Annotated in this window: 13 protein-coding genes; 1 reads left to right on the top strand and 12 read right to left on the bottom strand. The window is 41.0% G+C overall.

Features of this window, described 5'->3' with window-relative positions; genetic code table 11:
* Positions 1-7 precede the first annotated feature (7 nt).
* Entirely contained in the window at positions 8-910 is a 903-nt protein-coding gene (locus tag ABTV71_RS00630) for a S66 peptidase family protein (protein WP_121127074.1), read from the bottom strand.
* Positions 911-1179: 269 nt separating this feature from the next.
* Between ABTV71_RS00630 and metG the strand changes: the two genes are divergently transcribed.
* Positions 1180-3249 (top strand): methionine--tRNA ligase, encoded by a 2070-nt coding sequence (gene metG / locus ABTV71_RS00625; protein WP_433901903.1) that lies wholly within the window; start codon positions 1180-1182, stop codon positions 3247-3249.
* A 117-nt stretch (positions 3250-3366) separates the two neighbouring features.
* Here the strand turns inward: metG and ABTV71_RS00620 are convergent, their stop codons facing one another.
* The 11 genes from ABTV71_RS00620 to pafA all read right to left on the bottom strand — a co-directional run bounded on the left by ABTV71_RS00620 (position 3367) and on the right by pafA (position 20188).
* Positions 3367-4161: a GLPGLI family protein gene (locus ABTV71_RS00620; protein ID WP_433901902.1), complete on the bottom strand. Its 795-nt coding sequence runs from the start codon at positions 4159-4161 to the stop codon at positions 3367-3369.
* A gap of 79 nt (positions 4162-4240) precedes the next feature.
* A complete protein-coding gene (locus ABTV71_RS00615) occupies positions 4241-7027 on the bottom strand; it encodes an outer membrane beta-barrel protein (protein WP_433901901.1) in 2787 nt (928 codons plus the stop codon).
* 394 nt (positions 7028-7421) lie between these two features.
* Positions 7422-8459 carry a redoxin domain-containing protein gene (locus ABTV71_RS00610; RefSeq protein ID WP_433901900.1) on the bottom strand — a complete coding sequence of 346 codons (1038 nt, stop codon included), beginning with the start codon at positions 8457-8459 and terminating at the stop codon, positions 7422-7424.
* 2 nt (positions 8460-8461) lie between these two features.
* Positions 8462-9595, bottom strand: coding sequence for a redoxin domain-containing protein (locus ABTV71_RS00605; protein WP_433901899.1), 1134 nt, complete (start codon positions 9593-9595; stop codon positions 8462-8464).
* Positions 9596-9728: 133 nt separating this feature from the next.
* Positions 9729-10655 (bottom strand): hypothetical protein, encoded by a 927-nt coding sequence (locus ABTV71_RS00600; RefSeq protein ID WP_147430448.1) that lies wholly within the window; start codon positions 10653-10655, stop codon positions 9729-9731.
* A gap of 11 nt (positions 10656-10666) precedes the next feature.
* Positions 10667-12133, bottom strand: a complete 1467-nt coding sequence (locus tag ABTV71_RS00595; RefSeq protein ID WP_433901898.1) for a RagB/SusD family nutrient uptake outer membrane protein — start codon at positions 12131-12133, stop codon at positions 10667-10669.
* Between the two features lie 11 nt (positions 12134-12144).
* Positions 12145-15705 carry a SusC/RagA family TonB-linked outer membrane protein gene (locus tag ABTV71_RS00590; RefSeq protein ID WP_433901897.1) on the bottom strand — a complete coding sequence of 1187 codons (3561 nt, stop codon included), beginning with the start codon at positions 15703-15705 and terminating at the stop codon, positions 12145-12147.
* An 83-nt stretch (positions 15706-15788) separates the two neighbouring features.
* A complete protein-coding gene (locus ABTV71_RS00585) occupies positions 15789-16973 on the bottom strand; it encodes a FecR family protein (protein ID WP_433901896.1) in 1185 nt (394 codons plus the stop codon).
* Between the two features lie 151 nt (positions 16974-17124).
* Complete coding sequence (locus tag ABTV71_RS00580) at positions 17125-17712, bottom strand: RNA polymerase sigma factor (RefSeq protein ID WP_433901895.1); 588 nt, start codon at positions 17710-17712, stop codon at positions 17125-17127.
* Between the two features lie 239 nt (positions 17713-17951).
* Positions 17952-18392, bottom strand: coding sequence for an RrF2 family transcriptional regulator (locus ABTV71_RS00575; RefSeq protein ID WP_121125320.1), 441 nt, complete (start codon positions 18390-18392; stop codon positions 17952-17954).
* Between the two features lie 152 nt (positions 18393-18544).
* Positions 18545-20188 carry an alkaline phosphatase PafA gene (pafA, locus tag ABTV71_RS00570; protein WP_433901894.1) on the bottom strand — a complete coding sequence of 548 codons (1644 nt, stop codon included), beginning with the start codon at positions 20186-20188 and terminating at the stop codon, positions 18545-18547.
* Positions 20189-20267: the final 79 nt, after the last annotated feature.

Genomic DNA, 20267 nt, shown 5'->3' with positions numbered 1-20267 from the left:
GGAAAGACTATATGTATATAAGTTCCGTTTTATTGGCACTCGTTATTAATCTTACTTTTCGGCCCAATACCAGCGCACGGTTATCATCAATATGCCCCGCGGGATAACCAAAGGCAACCGGAAAGTCGTATTCTTTAACTTTGTCCCAGATAATTTCCTCTACAGTCTGTCCAAATGCGGGGTCATTGTCTTTCATCGACGAAAAACCACCGACGATAAGGCCTTTCAGTTTTTTAAATTTACCCGCGCGCTTCAACGCCCAGAGCATCCGGTCCACGGAATAGTAGGCCTCGCCCACATCTTCAATAAAGAGAATTTTATTGGCATACTTAACATCGGAATCCGAAGCTAAGACAGATAATAGAATAGCCAGATTTCCACCAATCAGCTTCCCTTCGGCCTCTCCTGGACGATTGGGAAATACAAACTGTTCGTAGGCAAAGTCCATGGATTCCCCAAAAAGCGCATTTTTCAGCGTCTCAAGTGAAGCTTTTGTTCCCGATTCAAAAGACTTGGGCATCTGCCCATGGATGGTTGCAATTTTATGGTTACGCTGAATATGACTGTGCAGCACAGTGATATCGCTAAAGCCGACCAACCACTTGGGATGCTGCTCAAACCCCGAAAAATCAATCTCATCCACAATACGGACACAACCGTAGCCTCCCCGGGCCGCAAACACAGCTTTAATGGATGGATCATCCAAGGCCCATTGCAGATCTGCGGCGCGCAGCTGATCATTGCCGGCAAATTGGTGGTAGGATGTCCCTACCGTCTCCCCCACCAGAACCTCCAGTCCCCAGCTCTTCAATGTTTCAATACCAATATCAATCGTGCCGCGAATGAAACTGGCCGGACAAACGATCGCAACTTTGTCGCCTTCTTTAAGAAAATCAGGTATTTTAGACATATTTATTATGTTTCATGAATGATTTGATTCTTTATGGCTATGAGGTTATCATAAGCCAAGGTACTTCATTTTAACTCAAATTATTTTGCTCTTGCCCATGATGGTTTCCCCTATTAAAAATTTTCAATGGATGAGGAGAAAACGATAATTTTGGTCGTCCATAAAGCTCTCTGAGCGCCAAATTAACACAAATTTATCTTAGTTTTATACCGTAAATTGAATTATCTTTGTGAAGAAAATAAGTAAAAACTTTAATATACTTTCAAGCATTGAGTATTCTAGATAAAAAACGTTATACAATTACTTCGGCATTACCCTATGCCAATGGTCCTTTACATATCGGACACCTTGCCGGTGCTTATATTCCCGGTGATATATTTGTTCGCTATCTGCGTTTAAATCAAAAGGATGTAGTCTATGTATGTGGATCGGACGAGCATGGCGCAGCCATTACCATCCGCGCAAAAAAAGAGGGCATTACGCCACAGCAGATCATAGACAAATACAACAAACAGATCAAAGAGAGCTTTGAAGAGTTTGGCATTTCTTTCGATATCTACCACCGTACTTCCGAGCCGATCCACCATCAATTGTCACAGGATTTTTTCCTGAATTTATACAACAAAGGTGAATTTGTCGAGAAATTTTCGGAGCAATACTATGATGAGGAATACCATCAGTTTTTGGCAGACCGTTATATCACAGGAACCTGTCCAAACTGTAAATCCGAAGGTGCTTATGGCGACCAATGTGAAAAATGCGGCACCTCACTTAGTCCGACAGACCTGATTAACCCCATTTCTACACTGAGCGGGAAAACACCGGTATTGAAAGAGACGAAACATTGGTATCTGCCATTGGATAAATATCAGCCCTGGCTTGAAAAATGGTTAATCGAAGGCAAGAAAAATATTCTTAAATCCAATGTTTTTGGCCAATGCCAATCTTGGCTAAAATCCGGTCTGCAGCCTCGCTCCATGACCAGAGATCTGGACTGGGGAGTGGATGTACCCCTGGAAGAAGCACAAGGGAAAAAACTATACGTATGGCTGGATGCGCCAATAGGTTATATTTCTGCGACGAAACAATGGGCAATTGACCACGGAAAAAATTGGGAAGACTATTGGAAAACCCATGAAAATCCAGCGGATGATGCCACATTGATCCATTTTATCGGAAAAGATAATATTGTATTCCATTGTATCATATTCCCGGCGATTCTTCACGCTCATGGAGACTATATCCTGCCAGAAAATATACCTGCAAATGAATTCCTTAATTTGGAAGGCGATAAGTTATCGACATCCAGAAACCATGCTGTTTGGTTACATGAGTATCTAGAGGAATTCCCAAACAAACAGGATGAATTACGTTATGTATTGACCTCTATATTACCGGAGACCTCGGATGCTGAATTTACCTGGAAGGACTTTCAGGCACGGATCAACAACGAGCTAGTAGCAATCTTCGGGAACTTTGTCAATCGTGTGATGGTACTTTCCCATAAATATTTCGATGGCAAAGTATTAAATGGCTCTCCATTGACAGCAGTGGATCAAGCGGTATTGGATGAGTTAAAATCCTATCCAGCGTCTATCAAATCATCACTGGAGCAATTCCGTTTCCGTGAAGCTCTTGCGGAATTTATGAATGTTGCACGCCTTGGAAACAAGTATTTAGCTGATGAAGAGCCTTGGAAAGTAATCAAAACGGACGAGGAACGCGTAAAAACGATCCTAAATGTAGCATCTCAGATTGTAGCTAACCTTGCCGTGTTGGCACAACCATTTTTACCAAAAACAGCAATCAAATTATTTGAAATGCTCAATTTCCCACAAGGGAACTGGAGTGATGCGGGCAACGAAGGACTAATTGAGAACGGCCATCAACTGGGTGAAGTACAGTTATTGTTTGACAAAATTACTGACGAACAAGTTGAGTTCCAATTAAACAAACTTGCGGAAGCGAGACTGAAAAATCTCGCGGACAATGCAAAAGTCGCCCCTGCAAAAGAAAATATCAGTTTTGACGATTTTGTGAAAATGGATATCCGTGTGGGAACAATTTTAGCGGCTGAGAAAGTTGCGAAAACAAAGAAATTACTAAAACTAACGATAGATACGGGTATTGACAAACGCACTGTCGTATCTGGTATTGCGGAATTCTTCAGCCCAGAAGAAATCGTCGGACGCCAAGTTTCTATTTTGGTGAATCTGGAGCCTCGTGAAATCAAAGGAATTACCTCTCAAGGAATGATCCTGATGGCTGAAGATGCTGATGGCCGGCTGGATTTTGTCAAACCGGATACTGCAATCAAAGTAGGTAGCACAGTACGCTAGTTAGCTATAAACGATACCATAAAGAAGCCTGTCTTTTGGACAGGCTTCTTTATTAAAGGTATCAATATATTTCAAGCCTCTTCGTGCTCACTAATGATGCAAAATCATGTAAAAATCTTAGAATAATACGTTCTGTAAACGTTTTTTAAAATCCTTGTCATCCATCCAATCGTAGACCGTATCTTTCAATTTTTTTATGATCTCTGCCTTAGATTCTGCAACAACCTTTTTCTTTTTGGTAAGTACATTGGAGACCGGGGCATTGGTAAGTTCAATTTTGGTTGCAAACATATTGATATTCATGCTAGGGACGGATATCCCTAGAATCAATCCGGGTAAGCCATGGATTAATTCGGGACCGCCTGCTATCGGAATCTGTCCCGCAAAAAATGCGACAACATAAATAGAATCTTGTATGATCCCATTTGCGCGTCGACAATCATATCCGGCTATGTTGCGATATTCGTCAGTATACTTCCATTTCACCGCCGGCAAAGAATCTTTCATTAATAACTGCTCATCACCAAAGGGCAGTAACTTGGTAAACTCCCCTTTCTTAAAATTCATATAAGTCTTTGAATCCGTCAGTGCGGGGTTGTACCAAGAAACATTTCGATAATTCGCGGGATAATCTTCCTCTACTGTTTCAAACAACGTTTCCTGATCGTAAAATTTTAATGTATGATGTGTGATCACTTCAACGGGCCCATTTTTGACCGCATTGTCTACCCCCAGCTTATCCCAGGTATCCAGATCTGGCTTACTGAGATACGTCCGTTTCAGATAGTTCTGCACATGAAATTTCCGTTCGAAAGTCACAGTACCACTGCTCGGAAAGAATGCATGCTGTGCCTGTATAGCAGTAACGGACAAGTATACAAACCACATTACTAATATTATTTGCTTCCTCATTTAGCATCTCCTTTCATCTGTAAATAATTTTTTCTTCCATCGGCAAGATGGAGTTTGGACAATAAAATTGATAATTTAATCATGGACGGTTCATTGTTGTAAAATTGTAGATCACTTTTAACATCCCATAACGACGCAATACATCATTGCTTGTCTGGATAAATGCCGTACCATCCTGATAGCGATTCACCCCAATATTTTTATTTAATATATCGTTGACAAATAATTGCGCTTCTAAAGATTTGTCCTTTAAAAACTTTTTAGAGATATAGCCATTCATGTTCATCATGTTAATGGATTGCAAAGTCTTTGTTGCAGCCTGATAATTCTGTTGCATGGATAGCGAAATTTTAAAGTCTTGGGGTAGGTAATAGGTGACTTGTGCATAGGAATTAAATTTAAATGTGGTCTGGTTCAATTCGGGCTGCAGATAGGAGTCCATCTGTTCGACCCCGGGACTTAAATTAATATTAAAATCCATTTTATTGGCCTTATACCGATTAAAGCCAATTTCGGGCCCGATACTCCAGGTCTTATTACGGTTGAGCCTTGGTTCTTCATTAAGCAGCGACAGATAGCTATATTGAGTATTATATTCTGCATTCATGCCCATATTCATTTTCAAACCCCATTTCTTCTTTAACATGAAATTATATGATCCGCTTCCGTAAAAACGCCAGTTGTCCTTATCAATATTTACAAAAGAAATCTGTCGGGTACCGTCTTCCAGATTATAACGAACACTGCTGTTAATGTTTCGTTTCCCCTGATTGGCGCTGACATAAAAGTAGAAGCTCTGGTCTTTGATCTGTTTGTAGGAATTATAATTGATGGAATAGGAATTATTAAAACCGGCTTTCAGGTCCGGATTGTCCAAATATTCGACAAGCGGCTGACTATTTTGTTTGAGCGGTTCAATCTGTGTGAGCGAAGGCTGAACAGTCTGCCCGTAATAATTGAGCCATATATTCTTGGTTTTTGAAATCTTATAGTTCACATTAAGTGAGGGTCTAATGGATATCTGATCACGTTGCAATACGGTATTCAAATTGTTATAAGTCCGTTTTACAGCCTCAAAATCAGTACGGTTGCTCAGATTGACCGTCCATGTGTTTGTTTTATAATTCAATGCCGTATTGACACTATTTTTTAAACTGGAAAAATTAAAATCATTCAATACACTTTCATCCAGCACGGTATATTTTTGTGTCTTAGGATCCTTATTGAAGGATTGATTAAGTGTCTCTGATTTATTGCTGGAAAAGGAATATCCTATTGATCCAGTGACCCTTTTTGAGAGCGGCTCGGTATAGGTGACTGAGGCTCCGTAGGTGTTATTGCTGAGCTTATCTTCTTTGAACTGATCAATTGTGTCGGTACGGGAATCGTTGTAAAATCTGTTTTCGGAAAAATACTTTGTATCTGACCGGCTCTGATCCGTATTTACATTCACATTGAATGTAATGGAGCGACGTTCTTTTTTAAAGCGTCGTGTCAATAGTGCATTCACGTTGATTTTATCCTGATCACTATTCAGATCCGTGCTCGACGTGGTCTTTGTAATCGGCTGTCCACCTAAGGTACTCTGGTAAGCTTCCGCTTCGGAAATATTATCCCTATTGGATTTATTAAAGCCCATATTCACCGTCAGATCAGCTAACGAATCCAACTTATAATCGTATCTAAGATTGGCAACATTGGCTCTGTTCTCATTTTCTGATCTGGTGATATTACTGTCTATCTGCGCGCGCTCCGGCAAGTTATTCTGCGCATTATAAGTACTTGTATTATTTACATTGATCTGGCTGCGCTTGTAGTTGACATTGATTTTATGTTTGTCATCTTTGGTTTTATCGGAATAACTTACCCCCATATTTAGTGCCTTAGGTACGCCGCCGCCCCGGTATCGCCCATCCCATCCACCTTCCGTTTCGTCTCCGCCCGAAGAGATCATAATGCCCCCTCCATCCATCATCTGAACATTGCCGCTCCCCCCGACACCATATTTTTGACTATCTTCAAACCCCAGTCCCACCATACCATCGTTGGCCAGGATACCGTAAGCCGCAATTTTCTGCGCTCCTTTAAATTTATTGAGCATGACTTTGCCGCCATAGTATTTATCCGTTCCGGCCCCAGCAATTGCCTGACCGAACATCCCTTTCTTCTTATCCTCTTTCAGCTTGATATCTATGGTCTGTGTACGCTCCCCATCATCCACACCGGTACGTACGGCCAGATCTGATTTCTTTTCGTAAACCTGTACCTTGCTCACCATATCCGACCTGATGTTTTTCGTAATCAGGGTGGGGTCATCTCCAAAAAATTCCTCCCCATCAAGCAGTACCTTCTTGACCTCTTTTCCCTGCGCCGTAATCTTACCTGTCCCGTCGATCGTAATGCCGGGCAACACCCTGAGCAGATCATCTACTTTGGCATCTTTCTCCACCTTAAAACTACCGGCATCGTACTCTATCGTATCTCCCTTAATAACGACTGGAATTCGTCCATTGACCTGTACCTCCTCCAAAAGTAATGCTGCCTTTGACAGCGATATCATGCCAAGATCAAGACCTTGAGCTGTCATATGGACGTCCTTCACAAGGTCAGCATATTGCGGATAGGACACGACCATTTTATAAATACCTGTATCTAGATTGGCAATTTGGAAAATCCCATTTTCTTTTGTTCGATCGAACTTAATTAAAATAGAATCTTTTGGGTTAAGTAAAGCAACAGACGCTTGATGGAGTTTGGCTTTGTCTTTAGCATCAACAACTAGACCTGTAAGCCTCTGTTGGGCATGGGAAATAGCGCTTATGGCCGAAAGTACAAGAAGCAAAACTAAGGTATAGGTTAGTCTCATAAATTTCCGTTTATATATTGTCGCAATAAAGATATCAATGTTGCTACGGAAAATTCGTAAAATAATGTTAAATAATTAAGAAATTAAAAAAACAAACAAAACAAGCACATAACACTGAAAACAAGAAAGATACAGAAATTAAACAATAGAAAGGAGGAATACATGACATACCGGTTAACATGAGAAGAAATACAATCTTTATGTTTTTGCTTATTTGTTATAAGAAAACGACATAATTATTCATTATACCCCCTTAGAGTTTTTAAATCCGCTTTTTATTTCGTCTCGACCGCATTCAAGTTCAACTCTTTTTCTTTATTGATTAAATAGGCATAAGAAAGCGCCAGCATTTTTCGATGCTGGCGCTTACATTTAAAAGTGGCTAAGGGAGCTGCTAGTAACCGAATAGCTTAACCAAATAAGCCTTTAACTCCTCTCCCCTTAGGTTTTTAGCAAGAATCTTTCCATCCGGATCTATCAGGAAAGTTGTAGGCAGTGCTGTCACAGCAAATCGACTAACTGCAATATTGTTTTCCACCGGGCTATCGTGCAGCTGAATCCAAGGCAATTGTTGGGTTTTAAGCATGTTCTTCCATGCACTTTCACTCTTATCGGTAGAAATACTTAAAATCTCGAACGCCGATTTACCCTTATATTTTCCGTAAATCTCCTTGAGTGTTTTAAATTCTTCGATACAGGGACCGCACCAAGAGGCCCAAAAGTCCAATAACACATAGGAGCCTTTCATGGAAGCAAAATCAATTTTTTGACCGTTTTCATTTGGCAACGAAAAATTTGCCACCAGAGCTCCTTCTTTTGATAACAAAGCCCCATGAATCTGATTACCGGCAGACTTACCATAATAGGACTGTTTGACATCAGGGCTCAAACTTTCATAGGCTTCTAATGCCACTTCAGGCTTCATGGCCCGTCCATAACGATCCAATAAAAAAGCGGCTCCAAAAGAACTCTTATTTTGAGCAACGACCTGCGCAATCACTGCAGCCTCATCCGCCCCTGTCGTCTGCATGCGTGTGAAATATTGATTCAGCACATCATGAGCTTTGGATCCCGAAACCTTGGCGGTATAGAAAGACTCCAGGTCACCCGCAATATGGATTGTTGTTGGAGCATCAACAAGAATACCAAATGGTGCGTAACCGCCATGTTTTTTAGATTCTGCCTCCGAGGCCAACATGTGCCTGGTGGCTACGGTAAATGGACGTTCTATTTGCCAGGTCCCTTTTGTAACCGTAGCTGTATCATTATCGCCCGTAATATTATTATAAAGATAGATCTTGGTACCATCAAATTTCGGATCAGCTTTTCCTACAAAAACAACCTTAGAAGTTGTCTGCGCATGAACAGCAGCAATGCAGAACAAGGATAAAACCGTCCCTATCGTTCGTATAATAGACTTTAATCTCATCATCCTTATTTCAATAGTTCTGCTAATTTTTCATGCAGCTGTTCACCACGTAGGTCTTTGGCAACAATCTTCCCATCAGGACCGATTAGAAAATTCTGTGGGATACCGCGTACACCGTAGAGCTTAGCTGCCTCGTTATTCCAGAACTTCAGATCACTTACATTTGTCCAGCTCAATTTGTCCGCTTCAATAGCCTTCAACCAGTTGTCTTTCTTGCCCGGTTGATCCAACGAAACACCCAGTACTGTAAAATTTTTATTCTTAAATTTATCATAAGCTGCTACAACATTTGGATTCTCCGCCCGACAAGGTCCACACCAAGACGCCCAGAAATCCAACAACACATATTTACCCCTAAAATCAGATAACTTAACCGGTTTGTCATTGACATCATGTTGAGTAAAGTCGGGTGCAAGCACACCAACTGCAGTTGATTTAGCCGCCGTGATCTGTTTCGCGAAAGCTTCTCCGGTTTCAGAAGCCCGTACCGAAGCCGAAAGTTTATTAAATTCAGGCTCCAAAGCTAAAATTTCGGTCCCAGCATAGAGTTGATCCTGGATCGCCAATAAACTGAAATAAGAGTTTGGATTCTTTGCGATATAGTTTTGTTGCAACTGTTTCTTCTGCTCAGCAAATTTCATATACTGCTCCCGAAGTGGTCCCGCAAAAGCATCGTCTTTGCGTTGCTCTGCAGTCGCACTGCTGTATTTCAGATTGATTGCATTAATTCCTTCCTCGGCTTCCTTGATAAGATTCTTATACGCTGCGTGAGCATCCTGTAACGGCGAACCTTTAATAACGGCCGTTTTAACAGAGTCTATTGCCGTGATTGTCGTTTTCCCTTTATCGACATAAATACCGACCATGTCCCCTTTATATCCGATCTTATCCCAACCTTTATTCTCCTGATCGTATACAATATAAACCATAGTAGGTCCATTAGCCTGCCCTTTAAAAGAGAAAGTCCCTTTGGTAACCTTCACAGAGTCCAACACTTGGCTATTGGGTGTGCGAATAGACATAAATACCTGCCCTTCTTTTTTGGGCTGTTGTATTTTTCCTTCAATGCTGAAATCCGACTTTTGCGCCATTACTGCTCCAGGAAGGGCCAACAAGGCGATCATTTTTAAAATTTTCATGTGTATAAATTTGATTTTTTAATGGTTGTACTTGCTATTTTACTCTTACTTTATGAATCATAGGTGAATGTCTTAATTCCACCTATGATGAACGGCTATTTTTGCGGTATTTTCTGCGTCTATCCCAGTCTCATTAATGGAAGCTATCTAATTTTTTGCGATACTTATTACCTGCAGCCTGAATGTCCCAATTGTATTCCTTTTTTAGAAAATCTGTCAAAATCTTGTATTTAGCGGCTCTTTTTTCACTGGAATCTAAGTATACTTTTTTAATGTTTGGATAGGATTCCGTTGTCAACAGACTAAACCACTGCCCCAAATCAACTTCGTAACCCCTCGAGCCAGAGCCAGAGATATAACCACGTTCGGCGGCTAATTTGGAAACCTCACGATTACGAGCTTCAATATCTTCATCACTATTGCCCGGAAAATTTTTGTCAATTTCATCGAGTGCCTTTCCATTGTCATAAGGCATTCCTGCAGCCTCAAATCCAGGAACCTTTCCTTCCATTCGCTGCGCGAGCATCCCAGACAAATTGCCCCAGACCATACGGGTAAGTACAGAATCCTGGTAATAATGTGTTTCAGGCACGGTAATAGGTTGGGTATTTAATCGTTCATTGGGCCAGCACACAATCAGGCGTGAACGTCCCAGCACATAAATATCCTGTTTCCACCAAGAGCCATTATAGGTCTTTACGAAAAAGAACTCCCGGGGAAATACCCTTCGCACAAAATCCGTAGAAACATTATGTAGCAAGGTATCTACAAACATAATGGCACTTGGCTTGGCTTTGTCATCCATTGGTGTTGCCCCATAGCGATTATTGACATCTTGCACCAAAATACTATTTGTCACCTCCTTCGGATCCTTAAAATTAAGACGCAGCCATAAATCATAGGTCTTGAACATCTCCTTAACAGCGGGTAACTCCTCTTCTTTTGGGCCAAAACGCTCTTGAAATCCGAAAGATTCTGAGGAATTGATTGATTCATTTTTTGTACATGAACTGGCCAGTAACAACATGCTGACTAGGCCGATTGAAAATATCTTCTTCATTGATGAATTGATTATCGTGGATTAATAGGCATATTGGGTGAATTATTCTGTTCTGATTGAGGAATCTGCAAGACATATTTTGGATCATCTTTACGCATGACAAACTCCTGTCCATTTTTATAAGTATGCTTGATTTCAGGCTTTCCAAGTCTACGCAGATCGAAAAATCGCAATCCACCGTCGAATGCGGTTTCCAGACGGCGCTCTTCGAGTACTCTTTTCAAAATACCTGCTTTATCACTATAGTCACTTTCCTTTAACCCGATAAACGTTCCTTTTTTGTAACGCGTCACCAGCAGATCGTTGAGGTCTTTCAAAGCATTGCTATATTGCTGTTTTCTAGCGTAGGCCTCAGCGCGGATCACATAGGCCTCACTGGCTTTAAAGCCAATATAAAACCAATATTTCTCCTGTGTGGCAAACATATGGTATACCGTCTTTCCAACCATAATACCATCAGGTTGCGAAAAGTCTTCAAATGAATCAAACAAGTACTGCCTGTAATCTACCAGATTACCATTTCTTTTCGTTAGGTCCAAGATCTCTTCGGTAGGCTTAAATGCTGACTGTGAATAGTAAAAGAGATTATTATTGGCTCTCCCGGCTGTAAAGAACAAAATTTCCCTATTATAATCCGTATCAATAAAGCCTGTATTGCCCGAAAAAGCATACTTATTGGATTTACTATCAATATAGGATTGCATACTGTTCAGATCAGCAAGTTTTGCGCTTGACATCACTTCTCCGGCAAAGGCTATCGCCTGATCATATTGCCCCATAAATAATGCAATACGGGCACGTAATAATTGCACAGTCGTAATATTGAGTCGAAAACGATCATCTGTAGGTTTTCCACGTAACAGACCTGCTGCTAACTCTAGATCTGAGTTGATCTGACTCCATACTTTGCCCAAGGGCTCACGTACATTGTTCTTACTAAATTCGTTGACATCAACTGCATTCAGCGGCATGGGCACCCCGGGGAGCTCGAGATTATTTGCCGAATAGACATCGGCATACATATTGACAAGATAAAAATAAGCATAAGCTCGTAGTGCTAGGGCTTCACCTTTTATTTTATCATAGTTTGATTGTTCTTCACTGGTAGGTATGACTTCTTTGAACTTGTCCAATACTATGTTGGCGTAAAAAATAGTCTTGTAAAGCTGTCCCCAATAGGGATCATTCGGTGTATTGTCCAATTGATGGGATGAAGCGAATAAAAACCAAGGTTCATCTACGGCTCCTGGCTTATAGGTCGTGTTGAGATTTACCATGGCATTATCAGTCATCAACTCTGTTTTATAGAAATAATCGCTGCGCGGATATCCGCCTAATAAAATTGATTCATAGTCATTGATTGTTTCGGGTGTCATGCTATTGACAGGTGTGATGTCCAATAAGCCCGTACAAGATGTCAGGCCTATTGCTGAACAAAGCAGGCCCAACAACAAATATTTAGATGTAGTCTTCATCATAGTTTTTAGGTTTAAAATTGAACTTGTAGGGATGCAGTGTATGATCTTGGCACAGGGAGGAATGTATTTCCAAACGATACCTGAACGGATCTCGAGTCTGTGTAAGACATTTTGCTTCCTTGCGCTTCTGGATCCTGACCTTTCAGTTTAGCATCTTTCCATACATAGAGATTATTTCCCTGTAACATAAGACGAATATTCTGTATTCCTAATGCCCGCAATCTAGGCGTAAAATAATCGTACGATATGGAGAGATTCTGCATTCGGATAAAATCGCCTTTCACCGTTCTCAGATCGGAATTATCGTACATTCGCCCATTATATGGTGCGACACCTGTTACAGCAGCCTCAAATGCTGAATCCTCTAGTTTGGGGATATTCGTGTCGAGTTCATCTCCAGGTTTGCGCCATCTGTTTACCCATTCTTTGGATAAGTTCTGTGTAGGCTCTGGAAAAGTCAGGGCATAACCTTGAGAAAGGTTACGCAGTCTCATCATATTGCCAAAGCTGCCGATAAATAAGGTTGACAACGAAAAACGCTTATAGGAGAATGTATTTGTAAAACCCAACTGCGTCGTTGGCAGATTAGGCCCTTCATATTTCAGTCCGTCCAAATTCGTCATCCCATAGAGCACCTTCTCGCCCTCTTTATTGGTATAAAATGTCGCTCTGCCGTCTGTATTGAGTCCGGCATAGCGGTAGGACCACATGCCATCCAAAGGTTTTCCTACAACGGCTGATGCAGCATAATTCGTCCGATTTGCATCAGTCAGTGTGGTTACTGTTGGTTTGGAATTGACTTCGAGCACCTCGTTTCTGTTCAAGCCAAAATTGATATTTGATGACCATCTAAAATTCTTAGAATCCATATTGATTGAGCTGACAGAAAACTCCCAACCCCTATTGCGCATTGTCGCCCAGTTCACCTGAAGCGATTCGAATCCGGTCACTTGCGACACTTGTTTTGATCCCAACAGGTCTGTGCCTTTTTTATTATAAAATTCGATCGAGCCCATTAAACGCCGTTTCCATAAACCAAATTCAAGTCCCAAATTGGTTGTATAGGTCTTTTCCCATTTGAGATAAGGATTTTTCGGTGCGTTGATAATTAAATAATTGACCGGATTATCTACATTCACGGCACCGATCGTCGCAACCAAGTCGGAGTAGGCCTGAGAAGCAACATTACCCTGGCTGCCATAGGATCCTCTTAGTGTCAAATAGGATAACCAATCAATCTGATTTAGGAAGCGCTCCTGCTTCATCTGATAGTTCGCTCCCAATGCCCAAAGTGGCTGAAATAACTGATTAGTTTTCAGCCCAAATCTATTGGAACCATCTGTACGGGCGTTAAAGCTTACAGTATATCTATTGTCAAAGGTATAATTGAATGCACCGAAATAAGATACCGCAGCAGCTTCATCCAGACGTTCTGTCCAATAGGGAACACCCATCTTTTTCATCAGTTCAAACTGTGGCACTTGTTGATGGCCCCGATCATGTGCATATCCATAGACCTGCGTTACTTCCTCCTCAGTTTTAGATTTGCGGATCTCTTGCCCTAGCATCACATTCAAATAATGCTTGTCTTTAAAAAGGGGATTATAGATTATTTGATTCCGAAAGGTAATCGAACCGTTAATTGATGCCTTTCCTCTTCTATACCCCCCATCTTTCCAGATCTGCACTGCTGTATAGTCGACGATATCATAATAATCTTTTTTCCGGCTCCGCACAAAATAACTATCCTCCAAAGCTATATCTACATCACGTGTATTTTGTTTTGTATAACTAAACAAGGAGGTGAATGTCAGATCTTTCATGAATTTCCATTCAAAATCCACTGAAGACCGTAGTCCGAAGTTATTCGCATTTCTCCAGCCCTGTTCCCTGTTTTCCATAAAGTTATATTTCAAGGTATTATGGTAGAAATAACTATAGTTTCCATTGTTGTCAAAAGCGGGTTGCGCACGTGTGGTATAGATCGCCCATTCATAGGGGTTTTCGCGCGAATCGACAGCAAAAAAACTCTTATTGTCGCGTGCATTGATATCCATCATGACTCCCAATCGCATCTTGGGTGTTAAGAAAGTATAGGCTTTCAATGATCCCGTATAGGTTTTCTGTCCCACACCTTTCGCGGTCGCCTGATCATTATTGTAGCTTCCTGAGGCATAAAAAGTCGTCTTTTCATTTCCTCCAGAAAAACTTACATTATACCGTTGAGACAGCGAATTCCTAAATAGATGTTTAAACCAATCGGTATTGACCGTTTCCAGGTACTTTATTTTGTCTTCAAATTGACCCCAGCTAATCCGCTTATCATTTGCATCAATAAAATAACGTTCAAAATCAGTAACAGTGCCATATTCGCCAGGTTTAGGGCTGTTTGCATTAAACAAATTCCGCTGCAACATTTCTAAATTGACGTCCACCCGTTCCTTGGAATTCATCATATAGGCGTCCTCTATCCGTGGTCGCTCCCCCATAGTTAAAGTACTTGAAAAATTCACCCGGGTTTTACCTGCCCGTCCCTTCTTGGAAGTAATTACAATGACACCATTAGCGGCTTTAGTTCCATAGATAGCTGTTGCCGCTGCATCTTTTAAGACATTGATACTTTCGATATCTTCTACATTGACACCACCAATACCAGAAGCGATCAGGTTTCGATTAGTCATAATATCATCTACGGAAACATTCACTGCATCATCCAGAATAATACCATCGACAACCCATAAAGGCTGTACATTCCCGCTTAACGCAGCAGTACCACGAATGCGAATTTGCGGCATAGCGCCCGGAGCCCCCGAAGTACTCATGACCATAAGCCCAGGTACCTGTCCTTGTAGGAGTTTATCAATATTCGGCTGAAATATCGTTTCTAACTGCTCCATATTAACCGTAGCGACCGAACCGGTCAATGATTTGCGCTGTAGGTTTTGGTACCCTGTGACGACCACATCGTCCAGCTGATTTTCTATGGGGGTCAAGCGCACCTCTGTCCAGGTCTTACCCTGCATGGATATCTGCAAAGTCTGGAAACCCATGCTTTTGAAAATCAATGTTGTATTTGCATTTGTTACCGATAGGATGAATGTCCCATCGGTATCCGTTCCAACAGCATTCTTTGGATTGTCTTTTTCGGTCACTGTAATACCGACCAGTGGTTTTCCCTTATAATCCATTACACGGCCACGTAGCTGTACTTTCTGCTGTTTGGCTGAACGAGGCTTAGGGGTAATTACAATTGTTTTATTATCGATGCTATATTGCAGCGACTGATCTTTAAAACAGTGATCCAATACTTCTTGCACAGTAGCATTCTGCATGTCGATATCCACCGCTGTATTGGATTTGACAAGAGACTCATTGTAGAAGAAATCACAATTGCATTGTCTCTTGATTTCACTAAATACTTGAGAAAGTGGAACTCCCTTTCTCTTTATAGAGACCCGTTGTGCAAAAGCCGTCAGGCTAAACTGCGCACAGGTCAGTGCAACAAATAAAATTGCAGTGCGTTTGCCCAAAGCCCTCCTTTTCAATAGGTCTCTGGAATTGAATAAATTCATTTGGTCGTAATTTATTGGTCAAATAATTAAGGTATACTGCTGTCCCCCGCTCAGCAGTGGTTAGTTAGATTTCATAGGTAAAACTACATCATCAGAATCACCCTCCTTTCTTTTGCTCCCCAAGGAGTGATTTGATATTTTATCTGTCCTGTTCTCCGCAAGATGGACAACACTTCTTCTAATGTCTTTTCTTTGGAAATGACTCCAGTAAAGCCCAATTCGTCGGCTTGGCCGAGTACCCTAACATCTATGCCATACCAGTGCGACAACTCCACTCCGATCTCTTCCAAACCTGCATTAAAAAATGAAAATTCATTATTTCGCCAAGCATTCACATTGGCTAATAAGGCCGGAGAAACATCGATATTAGTATTCCCAGGGTTGACAACACTGCTTTCTCCGGGGGTCAAAATACGAAGCTTCGATGCTGTAGAAACGGCAACACTACCTTCCATCAATGTTGTTGTGGTCCGATTATGCGCATAGGCCTTAGCATTAAAATGCGTCCCCAGCACCTTGATTTTTTGATCATTTGAAACCACCACAAAAGGTTTCTGCTTATTGTGCGAAACTTCAAAATAAGCTTCTCCCTCCAGATAAACGATACGTTCGGATCCAACAAAATTAGCATCATAACGTAATTTAGTACCCGTATTCAGCCAAACTTTGGTCCCATCTGTCAACACGATTGCTCCAGTTTTACCCGTTGGAACGTTAATTTCCTGTACCATAGGTTCGGAGGCATTCTCAATTTTTTTGATCTCAAAAAAAGAATCTTTATTTGTTGTTTTAGCAGCAGCATATTGCGTTTTGCTACTATCCGTCAACTCAATTTTCTCTCCATTCGGCAGCGTCAATGTCATCAGTGATTCCACTTTGGAGCTTTCCATATATTTATTCGTGACAGTAACACCGGTAGTGCTTAAAGCCTCCTCAGATGCTTTATATTGATACCCTCCTACATAAAGAATCAGTATTGCTGCCGCAGCGGCCGCCCATGGCCATAAGCGGATCAAAATGGATGGTTTCGTTTTAATCTCTCCTCCAGTGAGCAACGATTCTAAGATTGGGTATTGGTTTTTCGATTGGGTATATAATTCCTCAATAATGTCCCCTTCCTCCAGCTGATCATCCATTGCTGCATCCATATACATTTCCAGTTCCTCACGAAAAGATTCGTCAGCGAATAATGCTACCAACCAAGCGGCCTGCTCCGGTGTGCAGGTGCCGGCCAAGTATTTCTCGAAAATCTCCTTTTTATCGTACATAATAATCGCTCAAATCACAGCCTTAATAACCTTAATACGGAGAAGACATAGAAAGTCTATGCTTAGAAAATCTTTTTTTTTAAAAAATCTAAAATTAGGTTTAAGGAGGATAAAAAAGACTATTGGGACTAGTCTTATGTGAAGCAAATCCCTAGTTAAGAAGCCCCAAAAGTGTTATCAACAGCATAAAAAGTTTGGTTCCGAGCTCCTGTTTTAAAAAGCGCATCGCTTTGGCCATGTGATCTTTTACAGTACCAACTGAAACTTCATGGATCTTTGCGGCTTCTTCATAACTCTTTCCCTGGAATTTGCACAACAGGAAGATTTCTCTGCGCTTGGGGGGCAATTTTTCTATCGCTTTTGATAGTTCATCAGATAGCTGTTCCAACGTATCATTAGCTTCGTCCAATTCATAATATAAGGTTGCCTGTGTCAGAAGCGCTTTACGCACAGCCTCATCTGTAGCTGATTGGCGAAAATAATCAATGGTCAGGTTACGGGCTATTGTATTTAGCAATGACCAAACGCCTTTCTCGGGAATAATTTTGGCGCGCATATCCCATAAGCGTACGAAGGCAATTTGATGTATTTCCAGCACATGCTCCTCGTCTGGTAGCAATCTGTTCAGCTTGTGCAACAAGGTGGGAGAATAGTGTTCATAAAGCTTAGAGAAAGCCGTTTTATCTCCCTTAATTAAAAGAGAAACCAGCTTAAACTCATCATTTTCATCGTTTTTCAAGTGATCTGTCCGTATATTATGAATGCTCCAAAATTATAAAATTTATCTTATTCTAAAGCAAAACTCCAATTATTGTCTATACCAATAAATCATGCTAAGGGGGCTTATTCTGCCAAGATATGTTTTTAGAAATACCCTCAGTATAAAAAAACAGCAGTAAGCTTGCGCCACTGCTGTCTATATTATTCATTGCAAACAAGCTTTTTTGTCTAGTCTGCAGACGGCGTCGAACACGTCAATTATTCGACGCTTAGATTCAATTCTTTTTCTTTATTGATTAAATGGGCGATGCTCGTATCATTCAAAATTTGCAACATCGCATTCCTGACTTCCACAAATGTATCACGGATGCCACAGGCATGCTCTTCGGTGCACTCTTCACAGGAACGATAGAAATTTAGACTGACACAAGGGAGCAAAGCAATCGGTCCATCGATCAGACGCATTACCTGAGATAAAAATACATCTTCCGGAGCTTTATTCAGACTATAGCCTCCCCCCGCTCCTTTTTTACTATAGAGAATACCTGCGTTGCGCATTTCAAGGAGAATCTGTTCCAAGAATTTTTTTGGAATATTTTCTTCCTGTGCAATTTTAACGATCTGCATAGGTTCATTTCCGTAGTTACGACCGAGCACCATAAGTGCTTTAATTGCATATTTTGTCTTTTTGGAAAGCATAATTTGTTAACCCCCTGTTGAATTGCAAATTTACGTTTTTTATTCAATAGAATAAAACCTATAAAACTAGCCTGTAAAAGAAAAGCCCTTAGCACAATTTACCTATTGGATATCCTTATGCTAAGGGCGAATATTATCTGATAATCTAATTGCTATTGCCCCAGTACTGCTGTAATGGGTTTACCGATACTTCCATTGGGTTCGGTAATATGCAATAGTGATGAAATCGTAGGCGCAATATCGACAATATGGACCTCGGTATTGGACACACCGGGTTTAATACCCCAGCCCATAAATACCAGTGGAATATGAGAATCGTATCCCGACCAAGTACCATGTGTCGTACCCGTAGAACGTGGCGTACCATCATACCATTGTGGTTCACAAACGATCTGGATAACACCGCTCCGTTTGTAGTTATAGCCATTGATCATTTTTTCACGGACAGGCTCCGGGATCATTAGGCTTTCACCTTTCTCCATATCCGCAACATAAGCAACACCTTCAGTCTTGCGCAACTCGCGAATAATGGTCTCTTTTATTTTATCCCGATCCAATTGAAGCGAATCAATGATTTGATTATTCAGATGCACCTGATAATTCATCATACTCTTGACGATTTTTTCCTGTCCAAATTTCTCTTTCAACTTTTTGTTTAGATCCGAGATAATCTGACGGGAATAGAAATAACCGCCATTTCCTTTCATATCCATATAGAATCTAGAGTTGTAAGAAGCGCCATGGTCAGCAGTCAGGAAAAAGGTATAATTGCCTTTACCAACAGTGTTATCCAGATAAGCAAAGAAATCGGCCAGTTGTTTGTCCAATTGCAGATAAATATCTTCAATTTCTACAGCTGTCAATGAGTAACGGTGTCCGACATAATCTGTCGCCGAAAGACTGACACAAAGGAAATCGGTATTTTTAGTTGGGTTATTTCCCATCTGCTCATTCTTGATGGCTTCCATTGCCAGATCTAAAGTAAACTGATTACCCATTGGTGTTGTTTTTATCAACTCAAGACCTTCATCTTTCATCAACTTAGATGTCGCACGCGGCAAGGTTGGCTTCTCTTCACCAGGGTATTTCCCCTCATAGATATTATCATCAGCAATACTGTTCGCTGCATAAGTACTCACATTATACATCGGCTTCCAGTCTGCCTTAAGGTATTTTTCCGCTAACTTTTTCTTATTGAAGTCAACGACCCACTTTGGTAATTTATCCATATAGAAATTGGAGGTAATCCAATTGCCAGATTTTGCCTCAAACCAATAGGCAGCATCCGCAAAGTGACCGGCAGGTAATATACCGCCTCTGTCTTTAATTGCGATACCAATGACTTTAGATTTAAAATTTGAAGCCAGTTTCAACTGATCCGTTACTGTAGACGCCAGTAAATTACGTGGGGACTGTTTTCCTTCTTTCTCCGTAGTACCTACACCAACGACATTGTCATCTTGGGTACAATACATATTCTTACCTGTAAGCTCTTCGATCCAATCATTACCCGCAATACCGTGGATTGAAGGAACAGAACCAGTGTATACCGAACTGTGTCCTATAGCTGTATAGGTCGGAATATAATTGATCAGGGTATTCTCACAGGAGAAGCCTTCTTTCAAAAGTCGCTTGAAACCATCATTTCCATATCGATCCGCAAAGCGATATAGATAATCCCAACGCATCTGATCCACCATCAGACCGACGACCAATTTGGGTCGTTCCGGTTGTTGTGCCATGGCGGAGAGTGCAGCTATTCCAAATACGACACTTAAAAAAAATCTTTTAATCATAATAGTATTGAGTATTGAGTATTGAGTAATTAGTATTTAGATCTTAGTTGTACAAGCCTTTGGCCTACTAAAATGATCT

Source organism: Sphingobacterium puteale (assembly GCF_050986225.1).
In the GTDB taxonomy this organism is placed as follows: Bacteria; Bacteroidota; Bacteroidia; order Sphingobacteriales; family Sphingobacteriaceae; genus Sphingobacterium; species Sphingobacterium puteale.
This window is presented reverse-complemented; position numbering and strand designations above follow the sequence as displayed.

What these genes read in the sequence shown, in the direction of transcription:
- ABTV71_RS00630 (WP_121127074.1), bottom strand. Translation starts at nt 910, where the DNA reads ATGTCTAAAATACCTGATTTTCTTAAAGAAGGCGACAAAGTTGCGATC.
- ABTV71_RS00620 (WP_433901902.1), bottom strand. Translation starts at nt 4,161, where the DNA reads ATGAGGAAGCAAATAATATTAGTAATGTGGTTTGTATACTTGTCCGTT.
- ABTV71_RS00615 (WP_433901901.1), bottom strand. Translation starts at nt 7,027, where the DNA reads ATGAGACTAACCTATACCTTAGTTTTGCTTCTTGTACTTTCGGCCATA.
- ABTV71_RS00610 (WP_433901900.1), bottom strand. Translation starts at nt 8,459, where the DNA reads ATGATGAGATTAAAGTCTATTATACGAACGATAGGGACGGTTTTATCC.
- ABTV71_RS00605 (WP_433901899.1), bottom strand. Translation starts at nt 9,595, where the DNA reads ATGAAAATTTTAAAAATGATCGCCTTGTTGGCCCTTCCTGGAGCAGTA.
- ABTV71_RS00600 (WP_147430448.1), bottom strand. Translation starts at nt 10,655, where the DNA reads ATGAAGAAGATATTTTCAATCGGCCTAGTCAGCATGTTGTTACTGGCC.
- ABTV71_RS00595 (WP_433901898.1), bottom strand. Translation starts at nt 12,133, where the DNA reads ATGATGAAGACTACATCTAAATATTTGTTGTTGGGCCTGCTTTGTTCA.
- ABTV71_RS00590 (WP_433901897.1), bottom strand. Translation starts at nt 15,705, where the DNA reads ATGAATTTATTCAATTCCAGAGACCTATTGAAAAGGAGGGCTTTGGGC.
- ABTV71_RS00585 (WP_433901896.1), bottom strand. Translation starts at nt 16,973, where the DNA reads ATGTACGATAAAAAGGAGATTTTCGAGAAATACTTGGCCGGCACCTGC.
- ABTV71_RS00575 (WP_121125320.1), bottom strand. Translation starts at nt 18,392, where the DNA reads ATGCTTTCCAAAAAGACAAAATATGCAATTAAAGCACTTATGGTGCTC.
- pafA (WP_433901894.1), bottom strand. Translation starts at nt 20,188, where the DNA reads ATGATTAAAAGATTTTTTTTAAGTGTCGTATTTGGAATAGCTGCACTC.